Annotated in this window: 20 protein-coding genes, 1 tRNA gene and 1 riboswitch; of the genes, 9 read left to right on the top strand and 12 right to left on the bottom strand. The window is 45.0% G+C overall.

Annotated features, from left to right (window positions below; genetic code table 11):
* Window positions 1-9 precede the first annotated feature (9 nt).
* Window positions 10-654, bottom strand: coding sequence for a ribonuclease T (rnt, locus tag NDJ01_RS01150; protein ID WP_005396536.1), 645 nt, complete (start codon window positions 652-654; stop codon window positions 10-12).
* 263 nt (window positions 655-917) lie between these two features.
* On the opposite strand from rnt, the gene motY reads away from it, so the two are divergent.
* Window positions 918-1799, top strand: coding sequence for a flagellar protein MotY (gene motY, locus NDJ01_RS01145; RefSeq protein ID WP_012841571.1), 882 nt, complete (start codon window positions 918-920; stop codon window positions 1797-1799).
* A 120-nt stretch (window positions 1800-1919) separates the two neighbouring features.
* Here motY and NDJ01_RS01140 read toward each other — a convergent pair whose 3' ends face one another.
* From NDJ01_RS01140 to NDJ01_RS01095, 10 genes are all read right to left on the bottom strand, one after another.
* A complete protein-coding gene (locus NDJ01_RS01140) occupies window positions 1920-2354 on the bottom strand; it encodes a DUF2753 domain-containing protein (protein ID WP_005384886.1) in 435 nt (144 codons plus the stop codon).
* A 150-nt stretch (window positions 2355-2504) separates the two neighbouring features.
* Window positions 2505-2921 (bottom strand): lactoylglutathione lyase, encoded by a 417-nt coding sequence (gene gloA / locus NDJ01_RS01135; RefSeq protein ID WP_005380739.1) that lies wholly within the window; start codon window positions 2919-2921, stop codon window positions 2505-2507.
* A gap of 32 nt (window positions 2922-2953) precedes the next feature.
* The gene (nth, locus tag NDJ01_RS01130) at window positions 2954-3595 is read right to left on the bottom strand and encodes an endonuclease III (RefSeq protein WP_005396542.1); all 642 of its coding nucleotides are present in this window, start codon (window positions 3593-3595) and stop codon (window positions 2954-2956) included.
* Between the two features lie 64 nt (window positions 3596-3659).
* A complete protein-coding gene (locus tag NDJ01_RS01125) occupies window positions 3660-4352 on the bottom strand; it encodes an electron transport complex subunit E (protein WP_005396543.1) in 693 nt (230 codons plus the stop codon).
* Window positions 4352-4984: an electron transport complex subunit RsxG gene (rsxG, locus tag NDJ01_RS01120; RefSeq protein ID WP_258586101.1), complete on the bottom strand. Its 633-nt coding sequence runs from the start codon at window positions 4982-4984 to the stop codon at window positions 4352-4354. Before rsxG ends, NDJ01_RS01125 begins: the two co-directional genes overlap by 1 nt.
* 7 nt (window positions 4985-4991) lie before the next feature.
* Window positions 4992-6038, bottom strand: a complete 1047-nt coding sequence (gene rsxD, locus NDJ01_RS01115; RefSeq protein WP_012841573.1) for an electron transport complex subunit RsxD — start codon at window positions 6036-6038, stop codon at window positions 4992-4994.
* The gene (gene rsxC, locus NDJ01_RS01110) at window positions 6038-8560 is read right to left on the bottom strand and encodes an electron transport complex subunit RsxC (protein ID WP_258586100.1); all 2523 of its coding nucleotides are present in this window, start codon (window positions 8558-8560) and stop codon (window positions 6038-6040) included. Before rsxC ends, rsxD begins: the two co-directional genes overlap by 1 nt.
* 8 nt (window positions 8561-8568) lie before the next feature.
* Complete coding sequence (gene rsxB, locus NDJ01_RS01105) at window positions 8569-9165, bottom strand: electron transport complex subunit RsxB (RefSeq protein ID WP_012841575.1); 597 nt, start codon at window positions 9163-9165, stop codon at window positions 8569-8571.
* 3 nt (window positions 9166-9168) lie between these two features.
* Window positions 9169-9747: an electron transport complex subunit RsxA gene (gene rsxA, locus NDJ01_RS01100; RefSeq protein WP_005380762.1), complete on the bottom strand. Its 579-nt coding sequence runs from the start codon at window positions 9745-9747 to the stop codon at window positions 9169-9171.
* A gap of 328 nt (window positions 9748-10075) precedes the next feature.
* Window positions 10076-10151, bottom strand: a tRNA-Asn gene (locus tag NDJ01_RS01095).
* Between the two features lie 559 nt (window positions 10152-10710).
* Between NDJ01_RS01095 and uvrB the strand changes: the two genes are divergently transcribed.
* From uvrB to luxU, 3 genes are all read left to right on the top strand, one after another.
* Entirely contained in the window at window positions 10711-12741 is a 2031-nt protein-coding gene (gene uvrB, locus NDJ01_RS01090) for an excinuclease ABC subunit UvrB (protein WP_047010067.1), read from the top strand.
* Window positions 12742-13037: 296 nt separating this feature from the next.
* A complete protein-coding gene (luxO, locus tag NDJ01_RS01085) occupies window positions 13038-14444 on the top strand; it encodes a quorum-sensing sigma-54 dependent transcriptional regulator LuxO (RefSeq protein WP_005396653.1) in 1407 nt (468 codons plus the stop codon).
* Window positions 14441-14785 carry a quorum-sensing phosphorelay protein LuxU gene (gene luxU, locus NDJ01_RS01080; protein WP_012841577.1) on the top strand — a complete coding sequence of 115 codons (345 nt, stop codon included), beginning with the start codon at window positions 14441-14443 and terminating at the stop codon, window positions 14783-14785. Before luxO ends, luxU begins: the two co-directional genes overlap by 4 nt.
* A 110-nt stretch (window positions 14786-14895) precedes the next feature.
* Here luxU and NDJ01_RS01075 read toward each other — a convergent pair whose 3' ends face one another.
* Window positions 14896-15792: a YvcK family protein gene (locus NDJ01_RS01075; protein ID WP_047010065.1), complete on the bottom strand. Its 897-nt coding sequence runs from the start codon at window positions 15790-15792 to the stop codon at window positions 14896-14898.
* A gap of 175 nt (window positions 15793-15967) precedes the next feature.
* Window positions 15968-16102, top strand: a riboswitch (molybdenum cofactor riboswitch).
* On the opposite strand from NDJ01_RS01075, the gene moaA reads away from it, so the two are divergent.
* The 5 genes from moaA (at window position 16091) to moaE (ending at window position 18915) form a co-directional block, all read left to right on the top strand.
* Window positions 16091-17080 carry a GTP 3',8-cyclase MoaA gene (moaA, locus tag NDJ01_RS01070; RefSeq protein WP_006742808.1) on the top strand — a complete coding sequence of 330 codons (990 nt, stop codon included), beginning with the start codon at window positions 16091-16093 and terminating at the stop codon, window positions 17078-17080. It overlaps the preceding riboswitch by 12 nt.
* Window positions 17081-17185: 105 nt before the next feature.
* Window positions 17186-17698, top strand: a complete 513-nt coding sequence (gene moaB / locus NDJ01_RS01065; protein WP_005396648.1) for a molybdenum cofactor biosynthesis protein B — start codon at window positions 17186-17188, stop codon at window positions 17696-17698.
* A 26-nt stretch (window positions 17699-17724) separates the two neighbouring features.
* Window positions 17725-18204 (top strand): cyclic pyranopterin monophosphate synthase MoaC, encoded by a 480-nt coding sequence (gene moaC / locus NDJ01_RS01060; RefSeq protein ID WP_005396647.1) that lies wholly within the window; start codon window positions 17725-17727, stop codon window positions 18202-18204.
* A complete protein-coding gene (gene moaD / locus NDJ01_RS01055; RefSeq protein WP_005396646.1) occupies window positions 18201-18458 on the top strand; it encodes a molybdopterin synthase sulfur carrier subunit in 258 nt (85 codons plus the stop codon). The genes moaC and moaD overlap by 4 nt, the downstream gene beginning before the upstream one ends.
* Window position 18459: 1 nt before the next feature.
* Window positions 18460-18915, top strand: coding sequence for a molybdopterin synthase catalytic subunit MoaE (gene moaE, locus NDJ01_RS01050; protein WP_047010064.1), 456 nt, complete (start codon window positions 18460-18462; stop codon window positions 18913-18915).
* Window positions 18916-18940 lie beyond the last annotated feature (25 nt).

Genomic DNA, 18940 nt, shown 5'->3' with positions numbered 1-18940 from the left:
GTTTACTTATTATTCTTCGTCAGCAAGCGGCCAACCGCCGAGGGCCTTCCATTTGTTGACAATACCGCAGAATAATTCTGCTGTTTTTTGTGTATCGTAAAGCGCTGAGTGTGCTTCACGATTATCGAATTCCATCCCGGCCGTTTTGCATGCTTTCGCGAGAACCGTTTGACCATAAGCAAGGCCACTCAATGTTGCCGTGTCAAAAGTAGCAAAGGGATGAAAAGGGACTCTTTTTAGTTTACAGCGCTCATTGGCTGCATTTACAAAACCTAAGTCGAATGCTGCGTTATGGGCAACCATAATTGCACGCGAGCAATCTGCGGCTTTTTGTTCTTTGCGAATAAGTTTATAAATCTCTTTTAACGCTTCTTGCTCAGAAACTGCACCACGAAGAGGGCTATATGGGTCACGAATACCATTGAATTCTAGCGCTTCTTTTTCTAAGTTAGCGCCCTCAAATGGCTCAACATGAAAATGAATGGTGGAGGCCGGATGCAACACGCCATCTTCGTCCATTTTTAACGTAACGGCGCAAATTTCTAAAAGTGCATCAGTTTGAGCATTGAAACCTGCGGTCTCAACGTCTACTACCACAGGGAAATAACCACGAAAGCGTTTTTTCAAGGTCAGAGCTTCATTTTCTATTGTCATGTCGGCTTATTTTTGTGTGACGAAGGCTGCATTATTGCAGATTATACCGACGAGAAAAACCGCAATTTAGGAGAAAAACGGAATTCTATTTTGCATCTCATCAATACGCTCGATCGCATTTCGGGTGGTTGAGTTACCATGATTAACGTTAATCGTAATATCACGATATTTCGCACGTTGGCGAGGTTTTTGCATGCCAGGTGAAGTGGTTTTATTGATTCAAATTGACGGCAACAGACTGCCGTTTAAGAGACAGTACTTAGATGAAGAAATGGCTGATTACTAGTGGCGTTGTATTTTCGTTGTTTAGCACAAGCAGTTTTGCTGTGATGGGCAAACGTTATGTTGCCACTCCACAGCAATCTCAATGGGAAATGGTGGTCAACACACCGTTAGAATGCCAACTTGTTCACCCTATTCCAAGTTTTGGAGATGCGGTATTTTCATCTCGTGCGAATAAAAAAATCAATTTAGACTTTGAGTTAAAAATGCGTCGTCCGATGGGAGAAACACGTAACGTCAGTCTCATCTCTATGCCGCCACCTTGGCGACCAGGTGAACACGCCGATCGAATTACAAACCTAAAGTTTTTTAAACAGTTTGATGGTTATGTCGGAGGGCAAACAGCATGGGGCATTTTGTCTGAGCTGGAAAAAGGGCGTTATCCGACCTTTAGTTATCAGGATTGGCAGAGCCGAGATCAGAGAATTGAAGTCGCATTGTCATCCGTGCTGTTTCAAAATAAGTACAACGCGTTTAGCGACTGTATTTCCAATTTATTGAAATACAGTTTTGAAGACATTGCCTTTACGATTTTGCACTACGAAAGACAAGGTGATCAGTTAACCAAGGCTTCCAAAAAGCGTTTATCACAAATTGCAGATTATATCCGACATAATCAAGATATCGATCTCGTGCTGGTGGCGACGTACACCGATTCAACCGATGGCAAAAGTGCGAGCCAAAGTTTATCTGAGCGACGTGCAGAGTCACTTCGTGATTATTTTCAGTCTCTAGGGCTACCGGAAGATCGAATTCAAGTGCAAGGGTACGGCAAGCGTCGTCCTATTGCAGATAATGGCTCGCCAATAGGAAAAGACAAAAACCGCCGAGTCGTAATATCACTCGGGCGAACCCAAGTGTAACGAATATAAAAACGCCGAAGCTGAAAGCTTCGGCGTTTTTAATTTACTGACGTTGTTAATAATATTTTAATGGGATTTTGCTAAGTACCTTTCGGTGATTCCGGCTGTATCATTTGGATGTTAGTTTAAGCGGAATTTGGCAATGACTTCGCAATTGGTTGCGGTATCTATTTTTTCAACCTGTTTGGCAATAGCCGGATTAGGATGACGTTTCATGAAGTCTATTAATGCTTTAGTGCAACATCCTATTGAGTCGATAAAGCTTGCACATTCTTTATTTGGGCATTGTGGGATGAGTGTTAAGACTTTCTCTGAAGCCAGCTGAAGGTATTTGAGTTCATAGTCAGTGTCTCCGGCCCAACGCCAGAACTGAGCTAAGTTATGACAAGAAATCACAGAAATTAATAATCGCTCGTCTGCTTCAATTTCCACACATTCGCTAATATCTTCACTCAGGCTTAGGGCTTGCTGGTAATGAAGAATGCTGCGAACAGGGTCATCTAGTTGAAGTGCCGTATCGGCTAGAAGTGTGTGTTTTTCCCATTCACTGATCATTATCGTAATCCCGCATCTCGAAGTTGCGAACAAATCTAAACGATAATTATTATCAAGTAAAGTGTTTTGTTTATAAAAGGACAGGCAGATCGCAGACCTGCCTGTAATCGATGTTCAACTTGCAGTACAAGTGATTATTAGAAGTGCCGCTTAGCCTTCAAGACCAGCTGAAGCTTGCTTGTTTTGGATAAGCTCAATCATATAACCATCTGGGTCTTTTACGAATGCAATGTGCGTGCTTCCGCCTTTTACTGGACCTGGTTCACGCGTCACATTACCGCCCGCCGCTTTGATAGCGTCGCAAGTTGTGTAGATATCATCAACACCAATGGCGATATGACCAAAAGCAGTACCTAGGTCATATTCAGTTTTACCCCAGTTGTAAGTTAGCTCGATCACAGCACCTTGGGATTCGTCACCGTAGCCAAGAAACGCCAGTGTGTATTCGTACTCTTTATTCTCGTTCGTACGAAGCAACTGCATGCCCATAACTTCAGTGTAAAACTTGATGGATTTGTCTAGATCACCTACGCGAAGCATAGTGTGGAGAATTCGACCATTTGACATTTTTTGCTCCTAGCTTTGATTTTCAAATAGCGTTAGCTATCTGGATATACTTTCTCTTTATATTCGCACAAATCTTCAATAATGCAGCTACCGCAGCGAGGCTTTCTCGCCAAGCACGTGTAGCGGCCATGAAGAATGAGCCAGTGGTGCACATCGAGTTTGAACTCTTTTGGCACAACTTTTAATAGCTTTTGCTCGACATCATCAACCGTTTTGCCCATTGCAAACTTAGTACGATTCGACACGCGATAAATGTGCGTATCGACGGCAATGGTTGGCCAACCAAAAGCGGTGTTGAGCACGACGTTTGCGGTCTTGCGACCTACGCCTGGTAGCGCTTCTAACGCTGCACGATCTTCAGGAACTTCACCATTGTGTTTTTCCAACAAGATCTTACAAGTCTTGATAGTGTTTTCTGCTTTTGAGTTAAATAAACCGATGGTCTTTATGTATTCTTTTAAGCCATCAACTCCCAAATCGAGAATACTTTTCGGTGTATTAGCGACAGGGAAAAGCTTGTCGGTGGCTTTATTGACACTTACATCGGTTGCTTGCGCTGATAGTAATACCGCGATTAGCAGTTCAAAAGGGGAGCTCCAGTTAAGCTCAGTTTGAGGATTCGGATTGTTTTCTCGTAATCGCTCAAGAATTTCGATTCTTTTTATTTTGTTCATTGCTGACTTCCAATACCGTCTCTGCGGTTTATGAAAAAGGCTCCTATGACAGAGCCTTATTTTGTTATGCGTTGGTGACGCGAGCACGTTCTATGGTTGGTTTTTCTTCTTTTGGTTGACGTGCCTGGACTGAATTATCGATGACATTTTTAAGCGCTATCAACAGACCAACACCGATAAATGCACCGGGTGGAAGAAGCGCTAGCAGAAAGCTGTTGTCAAATTGGAAAACTTGAATGCGGAGAGCGGATGCCCAGTCTCCTAATAGCAGATCTGCCCCGTCGAATAGTGTGCCATTACCAATTAACTCACGCATGGCACCTAGCACGACCAAAACGCTTGTCATACCAAGCCCCATCCATAAACCGTCTAATGCTGCAGGCGCAACATCATTTTTTGAAGCATATGCTTCAGCTCGACCAATAATGATACAGTTGGTTACAATCAGAGGAATAAAGATACCAAGAGATAGGTATAAACCATACGCATAGGCATTCATCAATAACTGAACACAGGTAACGAGAGAGGCAATGATCATCACGAACACAGGAATGCGGATCTCTTTTGGTACGTAATTACGAATAAGAGAAACCGTGACGTTGGAGCCGACCAGCACTAATAAGGTTGCAATACCAAGACCTAAGGCATTGGTTATCGTGGAAGAAACCGCTAGTAGTGGACACAGACCCAGCAGCTGTACGAGAGCAGGGTTATTGCTCCACATACCGTTTTTCATCAGCAATTTATTTTCACTCATTACTGCTCTCCTTCACAGCCCAAAGGCTGGCTAAGAATGTCTTCACGAGATTGGTTTACGTAGTTAACGGTATTTCGCACCACTTTTACGACGGCTCTAGGCGTGATCGTTGCACCAGTAAATAGATCGAAATCACCACCATCTTTACGAACTTTCCATGAGTTCCAGTTACTTTCCGTGACTTGTTTGCCCGTAAAGCTCAGGATCCAGTCGGTGACACGAAGATCAATTTTGTCGCCCAGGCCAGGGGTTTCTTGATGGCTTAAGACGCGTGTCCCCAAAATATTGCCCTGATTGTCAATCCCAGTAATAACTTTTATCTCACCATTGTAGCCATCTGGCGCGATGGATTCTATTGCGATTGCTGTCGGTTCACCATTCTTTGTGGCGAGGTAGGCTGGCATCGCACGCAATGTCCCCAGTTCTGGTGACGTGACCATAGTGCAGGCTTGCGTGAGTGCGTTGTCATGCATGTTTTCTGGAATGACTTGATTCAAAACAGAAAGCAATTGTTGTTGTTCTTGTATCTTGATTTGGTCTTTTGTTAGGTACTGAGTAAAGGCGACTAATCCGGTTGTTGCACAGGCAAAGATCGCAAGTGTCAGACCATTTTTTCTAATAGCGGTTAACATGTTTACCTCAGTGACCGTAAGTTCTAGGTTTGGTGTAGTAATCGATCAGTGGCACACACATATTTGCAAGTAACACTGCGAATGCAACACCATCAGGGAAGCCGCCCCAACTGCGAATGATAAAGACCAAAGCACCAATAAGCGCGCCAAAGATCAAACGTCCTTTAACGGTGGTAGACGCCGACACGGGATCGGTTGCAATAAAGAATGCGCCAAGCATGGTTGCACCTGATAACAAGTGGAAGATTGGCGACGCAGTTTCCCCTGGGGTCAGCAAGCTGAACACGAGGCTAAATAGCGTCAGGCTCGCTAGGAAGCCTACGGGGATATACCATTGGATGATACGTTTTTTGATCATCACTAAACCACCAAGTAAGTAGGCAAGATTTACCCATTGCCAACCAATGCCAGCTAATCCATCGAATATTGGCTGCGACAGTACTTCGCTTGGGGTTGCACCTGTATGAATGCCGGTCTTAAATGCATCAAGTGGCGTCGCCATTGTCACACCGTCAACCCCTGTTCGAACTTGCTGAAGCGATAAGCCGTCGTAATCATAGCCCGTAAAAATTAAAGAGAGTGTATCTGCAAAATTTACGTGATCAGGTATGAGTGACGTCGGGGCACTCCAACTCGTCATTTGCACTGGGAATGAGATTAACAAGACCACATAAGCGACCATGGCAGGATTGAATAAGTTTTGACCAAGGCCACCATATAGGTGTTTAGCAATTACGATCGCGAAAATAAGTCCGATCACCATAATCCACCACGGAGACCATGGTGGAATAGCAACGGCTAATAACCAAGCGGTAACGATCGCACTGTTATCACGTAGTGCTCGCATCGGCGAACGTTTACGGAAGACCATAACTAAGGCTTCAAGTGATACAGCGACTGCGATGGCAAAAATCAGCTGAATAAGCGTTCCCCACCCAAAGAAGTAGGTCTGAGCCGCTAAACCTGGGAGAGCACAAAGTGCCACCCATTTCATTAAGTCAGGTGTACTACGACGGCTGTGGGTATGCGGTGAACTGGCAATAAAAAACGACACTACTCGTTCTCCTCAGTATTATTTTTATTAGCTTCTTGCTGCGCTTTGCGAGCTTTCGCGCGCGCAATAGCAGCAGCGACAGCCGCTTTTTTCGGATCTTCAGTTTGTTCAGCAGGCGTTTCAGCTTCTACCGTTTCGGCTGGTTCTTCTTGCTTAGCTTTACGCGCTTTGGCACGCGCAATAGCCGCAGCGACAGCCGCTTTTTTCGGATCTTCAGCTTGTTCAGCAGGCGTTTCAGCTTCTACCGTTTCGGCTGGTTCTTCTTGCTTAGCTTTACGCGCTTTGGCACGCGCAATGGCAGCAGCAACCGCGGCTTTTTTCGGGTCTGCAGCTTGCTCAGTAGGCGCTTCAGCTTCTTCGGTTTCAGTTGAGTCTGCTTGTTTCGCTTTTCGGGCCTTAGCGCGTGCAATGGCAGCAGCAACCGCGGCTTTTTTCGGATCTTCAGCTTGCTCAGCGGGCGCTTCAGCTTCTTCGGTTTCAGTTGAGTCTGCTTGTTTCGCTTTTCGGGCCTTAGCGCGTGCAATGGCAGCAGCAACGGCGGCTTTCTTCGGATCGTCGGTTTGCTCAGCAGGTGCTTCAGCTTCTTCCGCTTCAGTTGAGTCTGCTTGCTTCGCTTTACGCGCTTTGGCACGTGCAATCGCAGCAGCAACCGCGGCTTTTTTCGGATCGCCGTCTTGCTGTGCAGACGTTTCTGATTCTACAGATTCAGTTGAATCTTCTTGTTGTGCTTTTTTCGCTTTAGCTCGGGCGATGGCTGCTGTAACTGCCGATTTCTTATCATCAGCGTTGTTATCTGGCGTTTCGCCTTGTTCTTTTTGTGCTTTACGTTCGCGGGCTAGACGTTTGCGTTCTTCGCGCAGTTTTGCCATTTCTGAGTTATCAGGTTCACTAGAGCCTGCTTTAGCGGCTGCGGCCTGTTTTGCCTTCGCTTTGGCAATGGCTGCAGCGACGGCAGGTTTCACGGCTGGCTCTGCTTTTTCTGTTGTTTCTGTCTTCTGAGCTTTCACTCGTGCGATCGCTGCTGCAATCGCATCATCACCACCAGAAGATTTCATGTCTTTACGGCGCTGATCGGCTGTTTTCTTAAAGCGATTTTCACGTTCTGCTTTTTCGCGCTCCATACGCGCTTTCTTCTCTTCAAAACGCAGCTTCGCTCGCTCCGCAGCTTCCGCTTCTTGTGCTCTGGTGCGAATTTCCGCTTTTGCTTGGCGGTAGTACTGTACGAGAGGAATTTCACTTGGACACACAAACGCGCAAGCACCGCACTCGATACAATCCTTTAGGTTTAGTTCTTCGAGTTTGTCATACTCTTCAGCTTTTGCATGCCATTGCAGTTGCTGAGGTAGTAGTGAAGCAGGGCAAGCTTCAGCACATTGGCTACAGCGAATACATTCCATCTCATGTTGGTGCGGAGAGATCTCACGACGAGTCGGAGCAAGGATACAGTTTGCTGTCTTGGTAATCGGCACTTGAGAGTGGGGAAGGGTGAAGCCCATCATTGGTCCACCCATGATTAAACGTTGTAACTTCTTATCGGCTTTATAGCCAAACTCATCCAATAACGCCTGTACTGGTGTACCTAATAATGCCCAAACATTGCGTGGTTGTTTGAATGTTTTACCGGTGAGAGTCACCACGCGTTTTATCATCGGTTCACCATCGATGATTGCGCGTTTGATTGAGTAAAGAGAACCGACATTTTGAACCAAAATACCAATATCGGCTGGGATTGCGCCGCTTGGTACTTCTTTATTGGTCAAAATTTTGATCAGCTGTTTTTCACCACCAGAAGGGTATTTAGTCGGGATAACGCGAATGACGATATCTTTGTTTAGAGCCGCAGCTTCTAACGCTTTAATTGCCTCTGGTTTGTTATCTTCAATACCAATAATCGTGAGCTTTGGTGTCAGGATATGTTCGACAATCTCGATACCTTGGATGAGCTCTTCGGCATGCTCTTGCATGAGCTTGTCATCTGATGTGATGTATGGCTCACACTCAGCTGCGTTGACGATAAGAATCTCTGTGCGAGCAAAACCTGATTGGATTTTTTTTGCGGTAGGGAAACCTGCGCCACCCATACCTGAAATGCCTGCGAGACGAATAATATCGATCAGTGCGTCAGGTGTTTCTTGTTTGTAATCCGCGACGGGTTTTCTGTCACACCATGTATCGTTACCATCAGGGGTAATGACCGCACAGAGTTCACTCAGACCTGAAGGGTGAGCAACGGTTCTAGGCTCAATTGCGGTGATCGTACCCGATGTAGGAGCATGCACTGGAACGGTAAAACCAGTTTCGGATTGCGTTAATGGCTGACCTTTTAATACATGGTCACCTTCGGCAACCAATAAGTTACCAGCCTTACCAATGTGCTGTTTTAGCGGTAATACAATTTCTGATGGGATAGCCGCGTGAACGAGCTCAGTTTTGTTGGACTGCTTTTTGTTTTCTGCCGGATGCACACCACCAGGGAAATCCCAAAGCGAGCCTGTACGAATTTGTTCAATCAAAGACAACATGCGAAACCTTACTTAATTGAATCTTTCACGTTCGCTGCATCGTCGGCAGCATCCGTAATGTTGAGTACTGGAATGGAGTTAAGTTGCCACTTCCAGCTTTCCGTGGTGGTTGCCACAGGAATCATTTCAATACAATCAGTTGGACATGGTGCAACACATAAGTCACACCCCGTACATTCGTCTTTAATTACGGTATGAACCGCTTTTGTACCGCCTACAATTGCATCCACTGGACACGCTTGAATACACTTAGTACAGCCAATGCACATATCTTCATGGATAAACGCAACGGTTGGAATTTTGTTGTCGAGATCGTGCGCAGATTCTTCTGGCTCAACACCCATTAAGTCGGCGAGCTTTTCGATTGTTGCTTGACCGCCTGGCGGACATTTGTTGATGTGGTCGCCATTTGCAATCGCTTCAGCATAAGGGCGGCAACCAGGGTAGCCACATTGACCGCATTGAGTTTGAGGTAAGATTGCGTCGATTTGATCCACAATTGGGTCTGCCTCGACTTTGAAGCGAATAGAAGCAAAACCAAGTATCGCGCCGAAAATCGCAGCAAGAACCGCTAACGCGATGATCGCAATTAAAATCGTACTCATTGTTTACTTCACCAAACCTGTAAAGCCCATAAAGGCTAGTGACATTAAACCCGCTGTAATCATTGCAATCGATGCACCTTTAAAAGGCACTGGTACGTCGGCGGCAGCTATGCGCTCACGCATGGATGCAAAAAGTATCAACACCAATGAGAAACCAACAGCGGCGCCGAAGCCGTAGATAATCGATTCGATAAAGTTATGGTTCTCATTAATATTAAGAAGCGCGACGCCTAATACCGCGCAGTTTGTAGTGATCAGCGGTAAGAAAATACCAAGCAAGCGATAAAGTGTTGGACTTGTTTTGTGCACAACCATTTCGGTGAACTGCACCACAACGGCTATCACCAAAATAAAACTCATGGTTCGAAGGTACTCAATACCCAGTGGACGAAGAATGTAGCTTTCCACTAAATACGCACACACTGACGCGAGCGTTAGCACAAAAGTTGTCGCTAAGCCCATACCTATTGCTGTTTCCAGTTTTTTGGACACACCCATAAAAGGACATAGGCCCAAAAACTTCACCAGTACAAAGTTGTTCACCAGCACAGTGCCGACCAACAACAAAACATATTCGGTCATAGTTATTACGTTCTTAAAATCCGATCTTGATATTATCGTGTTTTGTGACACCAATAACAACCAGTGAACGATGTGGTTTTACATACACGATGGAAAAATAGTCGTCTATGTGAGGTATTTTGATGAATTAATAAGAAATTGAACAGTTTGCTGAATGGATTTTACAAAGACGCTGGTGCTGCCTTTCCTCAAAGAATCTTTTGCTCAGAAGGCGGGAATTACATTTAGCGAGTAATTTTAAGTCGTCATTTGAGATATTGATGGTGAAAGAAGTTTTTTATTTCAAAACGAAAAAAGCCGTGTCTTGCGACACGGCTTTTCTGGAATTTGGCTCCTCCTGCTGGGCTCGAACCAGCGACCTGCGGATTAACAGTCCGTCGCTCTACCAACTGAGCTAAGGAGGAATTGCTTTGCTTGAAAGCGGGACGAATCTTACCGAGCAGCCAAACTACTGTCAACAGTAAAAAAATACATTTTTAGCAAAAAATATTGGGGGAAGGGCTTTACTTTTCTGTACTGCTTGTCCGTAAAGGGGTGAGGTTACTTATCCACTAATTTTGTGGATAACTATGTTGATGAGATCTGAGTAAAGATCTTTTATATGCAACCTGGTTTTTATTCAGTGAATTTTTAATCAGGGTTATACAGATAATATGCAATTAAAACATAGATTTATTGATATTAAGCAAAATGTATTCAAGGTGGATAAAAATCTAGCTTTTGGGGATAAAGAGTGTTTAGGCCAATTTTTGGGGAAAAGTTGTGGAAACTGCAATGTGAAGAATGGGTGTGGCTCTTCAGCTAGGGCGAAGTACTATATCAGAGTAGGTTTTGTATGGCTATAGCATTCTAGACAAACAAGAAAATTTATTAACAATGGTGGGTAAATTTTCAATAGACGTAGATTTCATTGGCTAAGGTGTATATATATACAGCCAAAGCGCAGTAAAGTTGAGGAAGGGTATGAGTAAAGTCTATGAATTGGTCTCCGATTATCAGCCATCGGGTGACCAGCCGGGAGCGATCAAGCAGCTGCTTGAGGGGCTCGATGCTGGACTGGCACATCAAACACTATTGGGGGTAACGGGATCGGGTAAAACGTTCACACTAGCGAATGTTATCGCTCAAGCCCAGCGACCTGCAATATTACTTGCTCCAAACAAAACGCTCGCAGCGCAATTATATGGCGAGATGAAATCATTCTTTCCCAATAATGCGGTGGAATACTTTGTTTCCTACTACGATTACTACCAGCCTGAAGCTTATGTCCCGACGACGGATACTTTCATTGAAAAAGACGCATCAGTTAACGCTCACATAGAGCAAATGCGCCTTTCCGCAACGAAAGCACTATTGGAACGTAAAGACGCGATTATCGTTGCGTCTGTTTCTGCTATCTATGGTTTGGGTGACCCAGAATCTTACTTGCAAATGATGTTGCATTTACGTCGTGGTGACGTGATTGATCAACGGGACATGCTACGACGTTTGGCAGAGCTACAATATTCAAGAAATGACGTGGCATTTGAGCGAGGACAGTTTCGGGTTCGTGGCGAAGTGATTGATATCTTTCCAGCGGAATCTGACCAAGACGCAGTTCGTGTCGAAATGTTTGATGATGAAATTGACTGCATCAGTGTTTTTGATCCATTGACTGGTGTGGTGAAACAGCGAGATTTACCACGCTACACCATTTATCCTAAGACGCACTACGTGACACCAAGAGATCGTATTCTTGAAGCGATTGAAAATATTAAGGTTGAATTAGAAGTACGCAAAAAACAGCTTCTAGACAACAACAAGCTACTGGAAGAACAGCGTATTAGCCAGCGGACTCAATTCGATATCGAGATGATGAATGAGTTAGGTTTTTGCTCAGGTATCGAAAACTATTCTCGCTATCTCAGCGGACGCTCGGAAGGCGAGCCGCCACCGACATTGTTTGATTACTTGCCTCATGACGGTTTGTTGATCATCGATGAATCTCACGTGACGGTGCCGCAGATTGGTGCCATGTATAAAGGTGACCGCTCTCGTAAAGAAACGCTGGTGGAGTTTGGTTTTCGCTTACCTTCTGCGTTGGATAATCGTCCGCTCAAGTTTGAAGAGTTTGAAGCGTTAGCACCGCAGACGATTTTTGTCTCTGCGACGCCAGGAAATTATGAACTAGAAAAATCGGCTGGTGATGTGGCGGATCAAGTTGTTCGTCCAACAGGCTTGCTTGACCCAGAATTGGAAGTTCGCCCAGTAGCGACCCAAGTAGACGACTTGTTGTCTGAAATTCGTCTCCGTTCTGCTAAAGATGAGCGAGTTCTAGTGACAACATTGACCAAACGGATGGCCGAAGATCTCACTGAGTACTTGCACGAACATGATGTTAGGGTACGTTACTTACACTCAGATATTGATACCGTAGAACGTGTGGAGATCATCCGTGATCTTCGTCTTGGTGAGTTTGACGTGCTGGTGGGAATTAACTTGCTACGAGAAGGCTTGGACATGCCTGAAGTTTCGCTGGTTGCAATATTGGATGCAGATAAAGAGGGCTTCTTGCGCTCCGAGCGTTCACTGATTCAGACCATTGGTCGTGCTGCGCGAAATCTTGAAGGTAAGGCGATCTTGTATGCTGACCGAATCACCAACTCCATGAAAAAGGCGATGGATGAAACCAACCGCCGCCGCGAGAAGCAGAAAGCGTACAACGAAGAAATGGGCATTTCGCCGCAAGCGCTCAAACGAAATATCAAAGATATTATGGAATTGGGCGATATTACCAAGTCTAAACGTCAGCGTAATACTAAACAGGTACCGTTGTCGAAAGTGGCGGAGCCTTCGCAAACATACGAGGTCATGTCTCCTCAGCAGTTGGAAAAAGAAATCAGTCGACTTGAGGCGGCAATGTATCAGCACGCGCAAGATTTAGAGTTTGAATTGGCGGCGCAAAAGCGTGACGAGATTGAAAAACTAAGAGCGCAGTTCATCGCAAATAGTTAAAAATAAGCTTAATGATCTAGCTTAGCCAAGTGTTTTAGATTGCTTGCAGAAAAAAAAGAAGCCAATAGGCAGTCGGGTCTATTGGCTTGTTTTGTGAACATCTCGTTCACTAACAACGTCAGTTGGCTAGGTGACCCGAGGGGTCACTAAACTATCAGCATGGTTTATGCCATTTTTTAAATAATTGATATTATTTTTGAATCCTTTCTTTTACCCATAATTTAGCTAATGTTATTTGCAAAATGCAAAGCGTAATGCGATTATTGTTTAAAACACAACAAAATATTAGCTAGGTTATGCAACAAAAATCTGAAGGTCCTAAATCTCGTTACCTTTTAATGGTTGAGGATACCGCATCTGTTGCGGCACTGTACCGCTCATACCTGACACCGCTTGGTATAGATATCAATATTGTCGGTACAGGTAGGGATGCCATTGAAAGTCTCAACCATAGAATTCCAGATCTTATTCTGCTCGATCTTCGTCTGCCAGATATGACGGGGATGGACGTTTTACACGCTGTTAAAAAGAGTCATCCAGACGTACCTATTATTTTTATGACCGCTCACGGTTCTATCGATACCGCGGTAGAAGCAATGCGTCATGGCTCTCAAGACTTTTTGATCAAACCGTGTGAAGCTGACCGCTTACGTGTCACGGTTAACAATGCGATTCGTAAAGCGACTAAGTTAAAAAACGAGGCTGATAACCCGGGTAATCAAAGTTATCAAGGCTTTATTGGCAGCAGCCAAACTATGCAACAGGTCTACCGTACGATTGATTCAGCAGCGAGCAGTAAAGCGAGCATCTTCATCACTGGTGAAAGTGGTACGGGTAAAGAGGTATGCGCCGAGGCAATCCATGCGGCAAGCAAGCGTGGTGACAAGCCTTTTATTGCGATTAACTGTGCTGCAATTCCAAAAGATTTGATTGAGAGTGAACTGTTTGGTCACGTGAAAGGTGCTTTTACCGGCGCAGCAAATGATCGTCAGGGGGCAGCGGAATTAGCGGATGGTGGCACACTTTTCCTTGATGAACTGTGTGAGATGGACTTAGATTTGCAAACTAAATTGCTACGATTTATTCAAACCGGCACGTTCCAAAAAGTGGGCTCTTCAAAAATGAAGAGCGTGGATGTTCGCTTTGTTTGTGCAACTAACCGTGACCCATGGAAAGAGGTACAAGAAGGTCGATTCCGTGAAGATTTGTACTATCGTTTGTATGTCATTCCTTTGCATTTGCCACCTTTACGTGAACGAGGTGAAGATGTCATTGAAATTGCATACTCACTGTTAGGCTATATGTCGCACGAAGAAGGAAAAAGCTTCGTGCGTTTTGCGCCTGATGTAATCGACCGATTTAATAGCTATGAGTGGCCAGGCAACGTTCGTCAGTTACAAAACGTGCTGCGCAATATCGTTGTTCTAAACAACGGTAAAGAAATCACGTTGGATATGTTACCGCCACCGCTGAATCAACCGCTTGACCGTCCGTCTTCTGTGGCGAAATTCATTGAGCCGAAAGTGATGACTGCGTCTGAGATTATGCCGTTGTGGATGACAGAAAAAATGGCGATAGAGCAAGCGATTGAAGCGTGTGATGGCAATATCCCCCGAGCGGCGGGATACCTTGATGTCAGTCCGTCGACGATTTACCGCAAGTTACAGGCTTGGAATGGCAAGGAAGAGCGGCAAAAAGTATGAGTGTGAATGTATTAAATCAGCAAAAAATCGATGAACTGTCGATGGAGATTGGCAGTGATAATGTTCCTGTTTTACTCGATATTTTCTTAGGGGAGATGGATACCTACATCGAGAATTTATCTCAGTTTCAAGGGACAGAGCGATTGCGTTACCTAAAAGAAATCAGTCACGCGTTAAAAAGCAGTGCAGCGAGCTTTGGAGCAGACCGTCTTTGTCAATTGGCGATGTCGATAGATAAAAAAGCCAAAGCAGGTGAGTTAGCTGAAGAGTCAGACGAGTTAAAAACGATGTTCGATCTTTTGCATGAAACACGCGACGCTTACCGTGATTGGCAGCAGTAATGCGCTGTTCTAATGAGGCTCTTACACAAAACCCTTCACTTGAGTGAAGGGTTTTTTCATTGCTGACAGCGAGTAAACTTGAAGCTATCCCCTAGCTTTAGAGGGCTTTTTTAAATTGAAAGCCTTAGCTGGCTTTCAATAGCGAGCTTGAGTTTATCTCGGTCGTGACGCCAATCTCGGTTCGACGAAGCTAACGATTCCGTCACTACATTCCACTGGCTCAATACTTCTTGCTCGGTTTCCTCTGCTAGAACCACGTCTATCTTCCTACCTTGGCAGGCACGCTCACACCATTCTAATTTTTGTGCCATGGTCATTCGTCCGGCTGGGCCGTACTCTGGACTCAAGTTGGCAACGAAAATGACTTTTGCTTTCTCATTGGAGGCAATGGCTTTGCCGAGCTCAGGCAACAGCAAAGGAGGCATGATGCTGGTTAAAAAGCTGCCAGGACCAAGAATAATAGCGTCTGCTTCTGCCAGTGCAGTCACTGCTTCTTTAGTTGCAGGAACTTCTGGTGATAGATCGAGACGACGTAAATCGGTGTCCATCTCGTCTACATTCGTTTCTCCCGTGACCCACTTTCCATCCACGGATAACGCGGAAAGATCGGAAGGGTGTTCAGACATAGGAAGAATGTTAACGTCGACTTTTAACATGTTTCGAATCAGATTGATGGCATCTAACGGTCTGACCGATAAGTTATCGAGCGCCGTAAGCATCAAGTTACCGAGGTTATGACCATCAAGCTCGCCAGTACCTTTGAAGCGATATTCAAACATCATTGAACTGATCGACGGTTCTGTGATCAGCTGATTAATGCAGTTCCGTGTGTCGCCCCAGGCGATTCCACCTTGGCAGTGACGAATTCTTCCTGTTGAGCCACCATTGTCTGTTGTGGCGACAATGCCAGTTGCATTGCCGCCAAAATCCCGTAGTGCGGCCAACATTCGACCTAAGCCATGACCACCGCCAACAGCGACCACTTTTTTATCCGTGTAGATATTCATTACGTTCTTCTAATAATCTTGTAAAAAACGGCTACAATTTATCTTAAGGAGTGCTTGAAAGGTACTCACTTAGCGGTAAATTGTGTCTCTAGAGAGTTTTTTATCACTCAAGTCTGGATTCCAGTACAAATATTAAGTATTTTACACCGCAAAGCTATCAGAGGTTTCATATCTCTGGTTGCCATAACTCCGAGCTCACTATTGCTAAGTCCGAGGATAAGCGTTTTGAGCCAGTGGCGTACTGTCACAAGGGCATGATTGGAAATGGCCATGCCTCCCGTGTTTGGAAAGGTGTTCCGTGGCGCAACAATTCGAAGACAAATTTCATCGTAAGTTCTATTACTTGCGTCTGTCTGTGACCGACGTATGTAATTTCAAATGTACCTATTGCCTTCCTGATGGCTATAAGCCTTCGGGCAATAAAAACTCGTCTTTTTTATCTCTTCCTGAAATCAAACGGGTCGTAAAAGCGTTTGCTGATTGTGGCACGTCAAAAGTGCGCATTACTGGCGGTGAACCAAGTTTACGCAAAGATTTTACCGACATTATCCACTCAGTGGCGACGACACCTGGTATCCAAAAAGTTGCAACTACGACCAATGGTTACCGCATGGCAAAGCAAGTAGCAGACTGGCGTGAAGCGGGCTTAACTCACATCAACGTCAGCGTGGACAGCCTTGATCCGCGTATGTTTCATCAAATCACAGGTGAAAATAAGTTTACTGAAGTCATGAATGGTATCGAACGTGCGTTCGAGGTCGGTTATGAGCAAGTCAAAGTTAATGTGGTGTTGATGAAAGATCTGAACCATCACGAGCTGCCAGCGTTTCTTAACTGGATAAAAGATCGTCCAATCCAACTGCGCTTCATCGAATTGATGCAAACGGGTGAGATGGATGATTTATTCAATAAGCATCATGTGTCCGGCGTAGCAATTCGTAATCAGTTGATTGCGAACGGTTGGCTGCTTAAAGTGCGCTCTCATAATGACGGCCCCGCGCAAGTGTTTGTTCATCCAGATTACAAGGGTGAAATTGGTCTAATCATGCCTTATGAAAAAGACTTTTGTGAGAGCTGCAACCGACTACGCGTCTCTGCGATGGGTAAGCTGCATCTGTGTTTGTTTGGAGATCACGGTGTAGAACTGCGTGATCTACTGGAACGTGATGAGCAAGAAAGTGAGCTTATTGAACGCATCCAAGCGCAGTTACAAACTAAGTCGGTGAGCCACTTCTTGCATGATGGTAATACGGGTATGACGCCACATCTGGCGTCTATCGGCGGCTAAATCAACTCAAATTTTGTAGGGAAAGCTTATTTATAGGCTAGCTTTCCCTCGCTTTTCTAGAATCGATACCAAACGTATCAAAGTTAAAAGAGAATAGGTGAACACATGGGTCACGCTGAAAGCAAATTTCAACCTGCAAATATTGCCGTTCTAACGGTATCTGACACTCGTACCGAAGAAAACGATACCTCTGGTCGCTACCTTGTTGAACACGCTCAAGAAGCGGGTCACAATGTTGTCGATAAGCAAATTGTTATTGATGATATGTACAAAATTCGCGCAATTGTTTCTCAGTGGATTGCGGACGACAATGTTCAAGCGATCATGATTACTGGTGGTACAGGGTTCACGTCACGTGACAGCACGCCAGAAGCGCTGAAGCCTCTGTTTGATAAAGAAGTAGAAGGTTTTGGTGAGTTATTCCGCATGGTGTCTTACGAAGAAATTGGTACGTCAACGATCCAATCGCGTGCAATTGCAGGTTTTGCTAACCATACAGTTATCTTCGCAATGCCTGGTTCAACTGGCGCGTGCCGCACTGGCTGGACGAAGATCATCAAGCAGCAGTTAGATGCAAGCCATCGCCCTTGTAACTTCATGCCGCACCTATCTGTATAACCTTTCCTAAAAGCGAAGGAAAAACAATGACTCAATTTACCCATATCAACGCGTCTGGCGAAGCCAACATGGTCGACGTGTCTGCAAAAGCAGAAACGGTTCGTGAAGCACGTGCAGAAGCATTTGTTCACATGGCCCCAGAAACCTTGCAACTGATTGTTTCCGGGCAGCATCATAAAGGTGATGTGTTCGCGACGGCTCGAATTGCTGGTATCCAAGCTGCAAAGAAAACGTGGGATTTGATTCCACTTTGTCATCCTCTGTTGCTTTCTAAAGTCGAAGTTCAGTTGGAGGCTATTGAGTCAGAAAACAAAGTTCGTATTGAATCTGTTTGTAAGCTTGCAGGTAAAACGGGCGTAGAAATGGAAGCGCTCACGGCGGCTTCTGTTGCTGCACTGACGATTTACGATATGTGTAAAGCGGTGCAAAAAGACATGGTTATCGGTCAAGTTCGTCTCCTAGAAAAGACGGGTGGAAAATCTGGACACTTCAAGGCGGAATCATGATTAAAGTACTTTTTTTTGCTCAGACTCGTGAGCTGATTGGTATCGACAGTGTCGAATTAGATGATCAATTTGAAACGGTTGAAGCGATTCGCGCACATCTCGTGGAAGAGGGCGCTGATAAAAATGGTAAGTGGGATTTGGCTTTAGAGCCAGGAAAGCTACTTGCTGCTGTTAATCAATCTATTGTCCCACTTGATACCGAAGTAAAAGCGGGGGATGAAGTTGCATTTTTCCCACCGGTAACAGGAGGTTAAGATGGATCCACGCGTCTCTGTACAAGTTGAAGACTTTTCCGTTGATCACGAATATCAACGTTTATCCGAAAGTACGGCTGCTGGTGCTGTCGTAACATTCATTGGTAAAGTTCGAGATATGAACCTTGGCGATAATGTTGTTGGTTTGCACTTGGAACACTACCCAGGCATGACTGAGAAGAGCTTGAGCGACATTTGCGATCAAGCTGAATCACGTTGGCCATTATTGGGCGTACGCGTGATTCATCGCGTTGGTGATATGGATAGCGGTGATCAAATCGTCTTTGTTGGTGTTTCAAGTGCACACCGCGGAGCAGCATTTGATGCTTGCGAGTTCATCATGGACTACTTGAAAACCAAAGCACCATTTTGGAAGAAAGAACGCACGACGAGTGAAGATCGTTGGATTGAGTCGCGCGATACTGATCACCAAGCTGCACAGCGTTGGGAAAAATAGAACCCACTCCTCATTCTAGTGAAAA

This window comes from Vibrio sp. HS-50-1, assembly GCF_024747315.1.
Taxonomy (GTDB): Bacteria; Pseudomonadota; Gammaproteobacteria; order Enterobacterales; family Vibrionaceae; genus Vibrio; species Vibrio diabolicus.
Note: the sequence above shows the minus strand (reverse complement) of the source record. Positions and strands in the feature narration are given on the sequence as shown.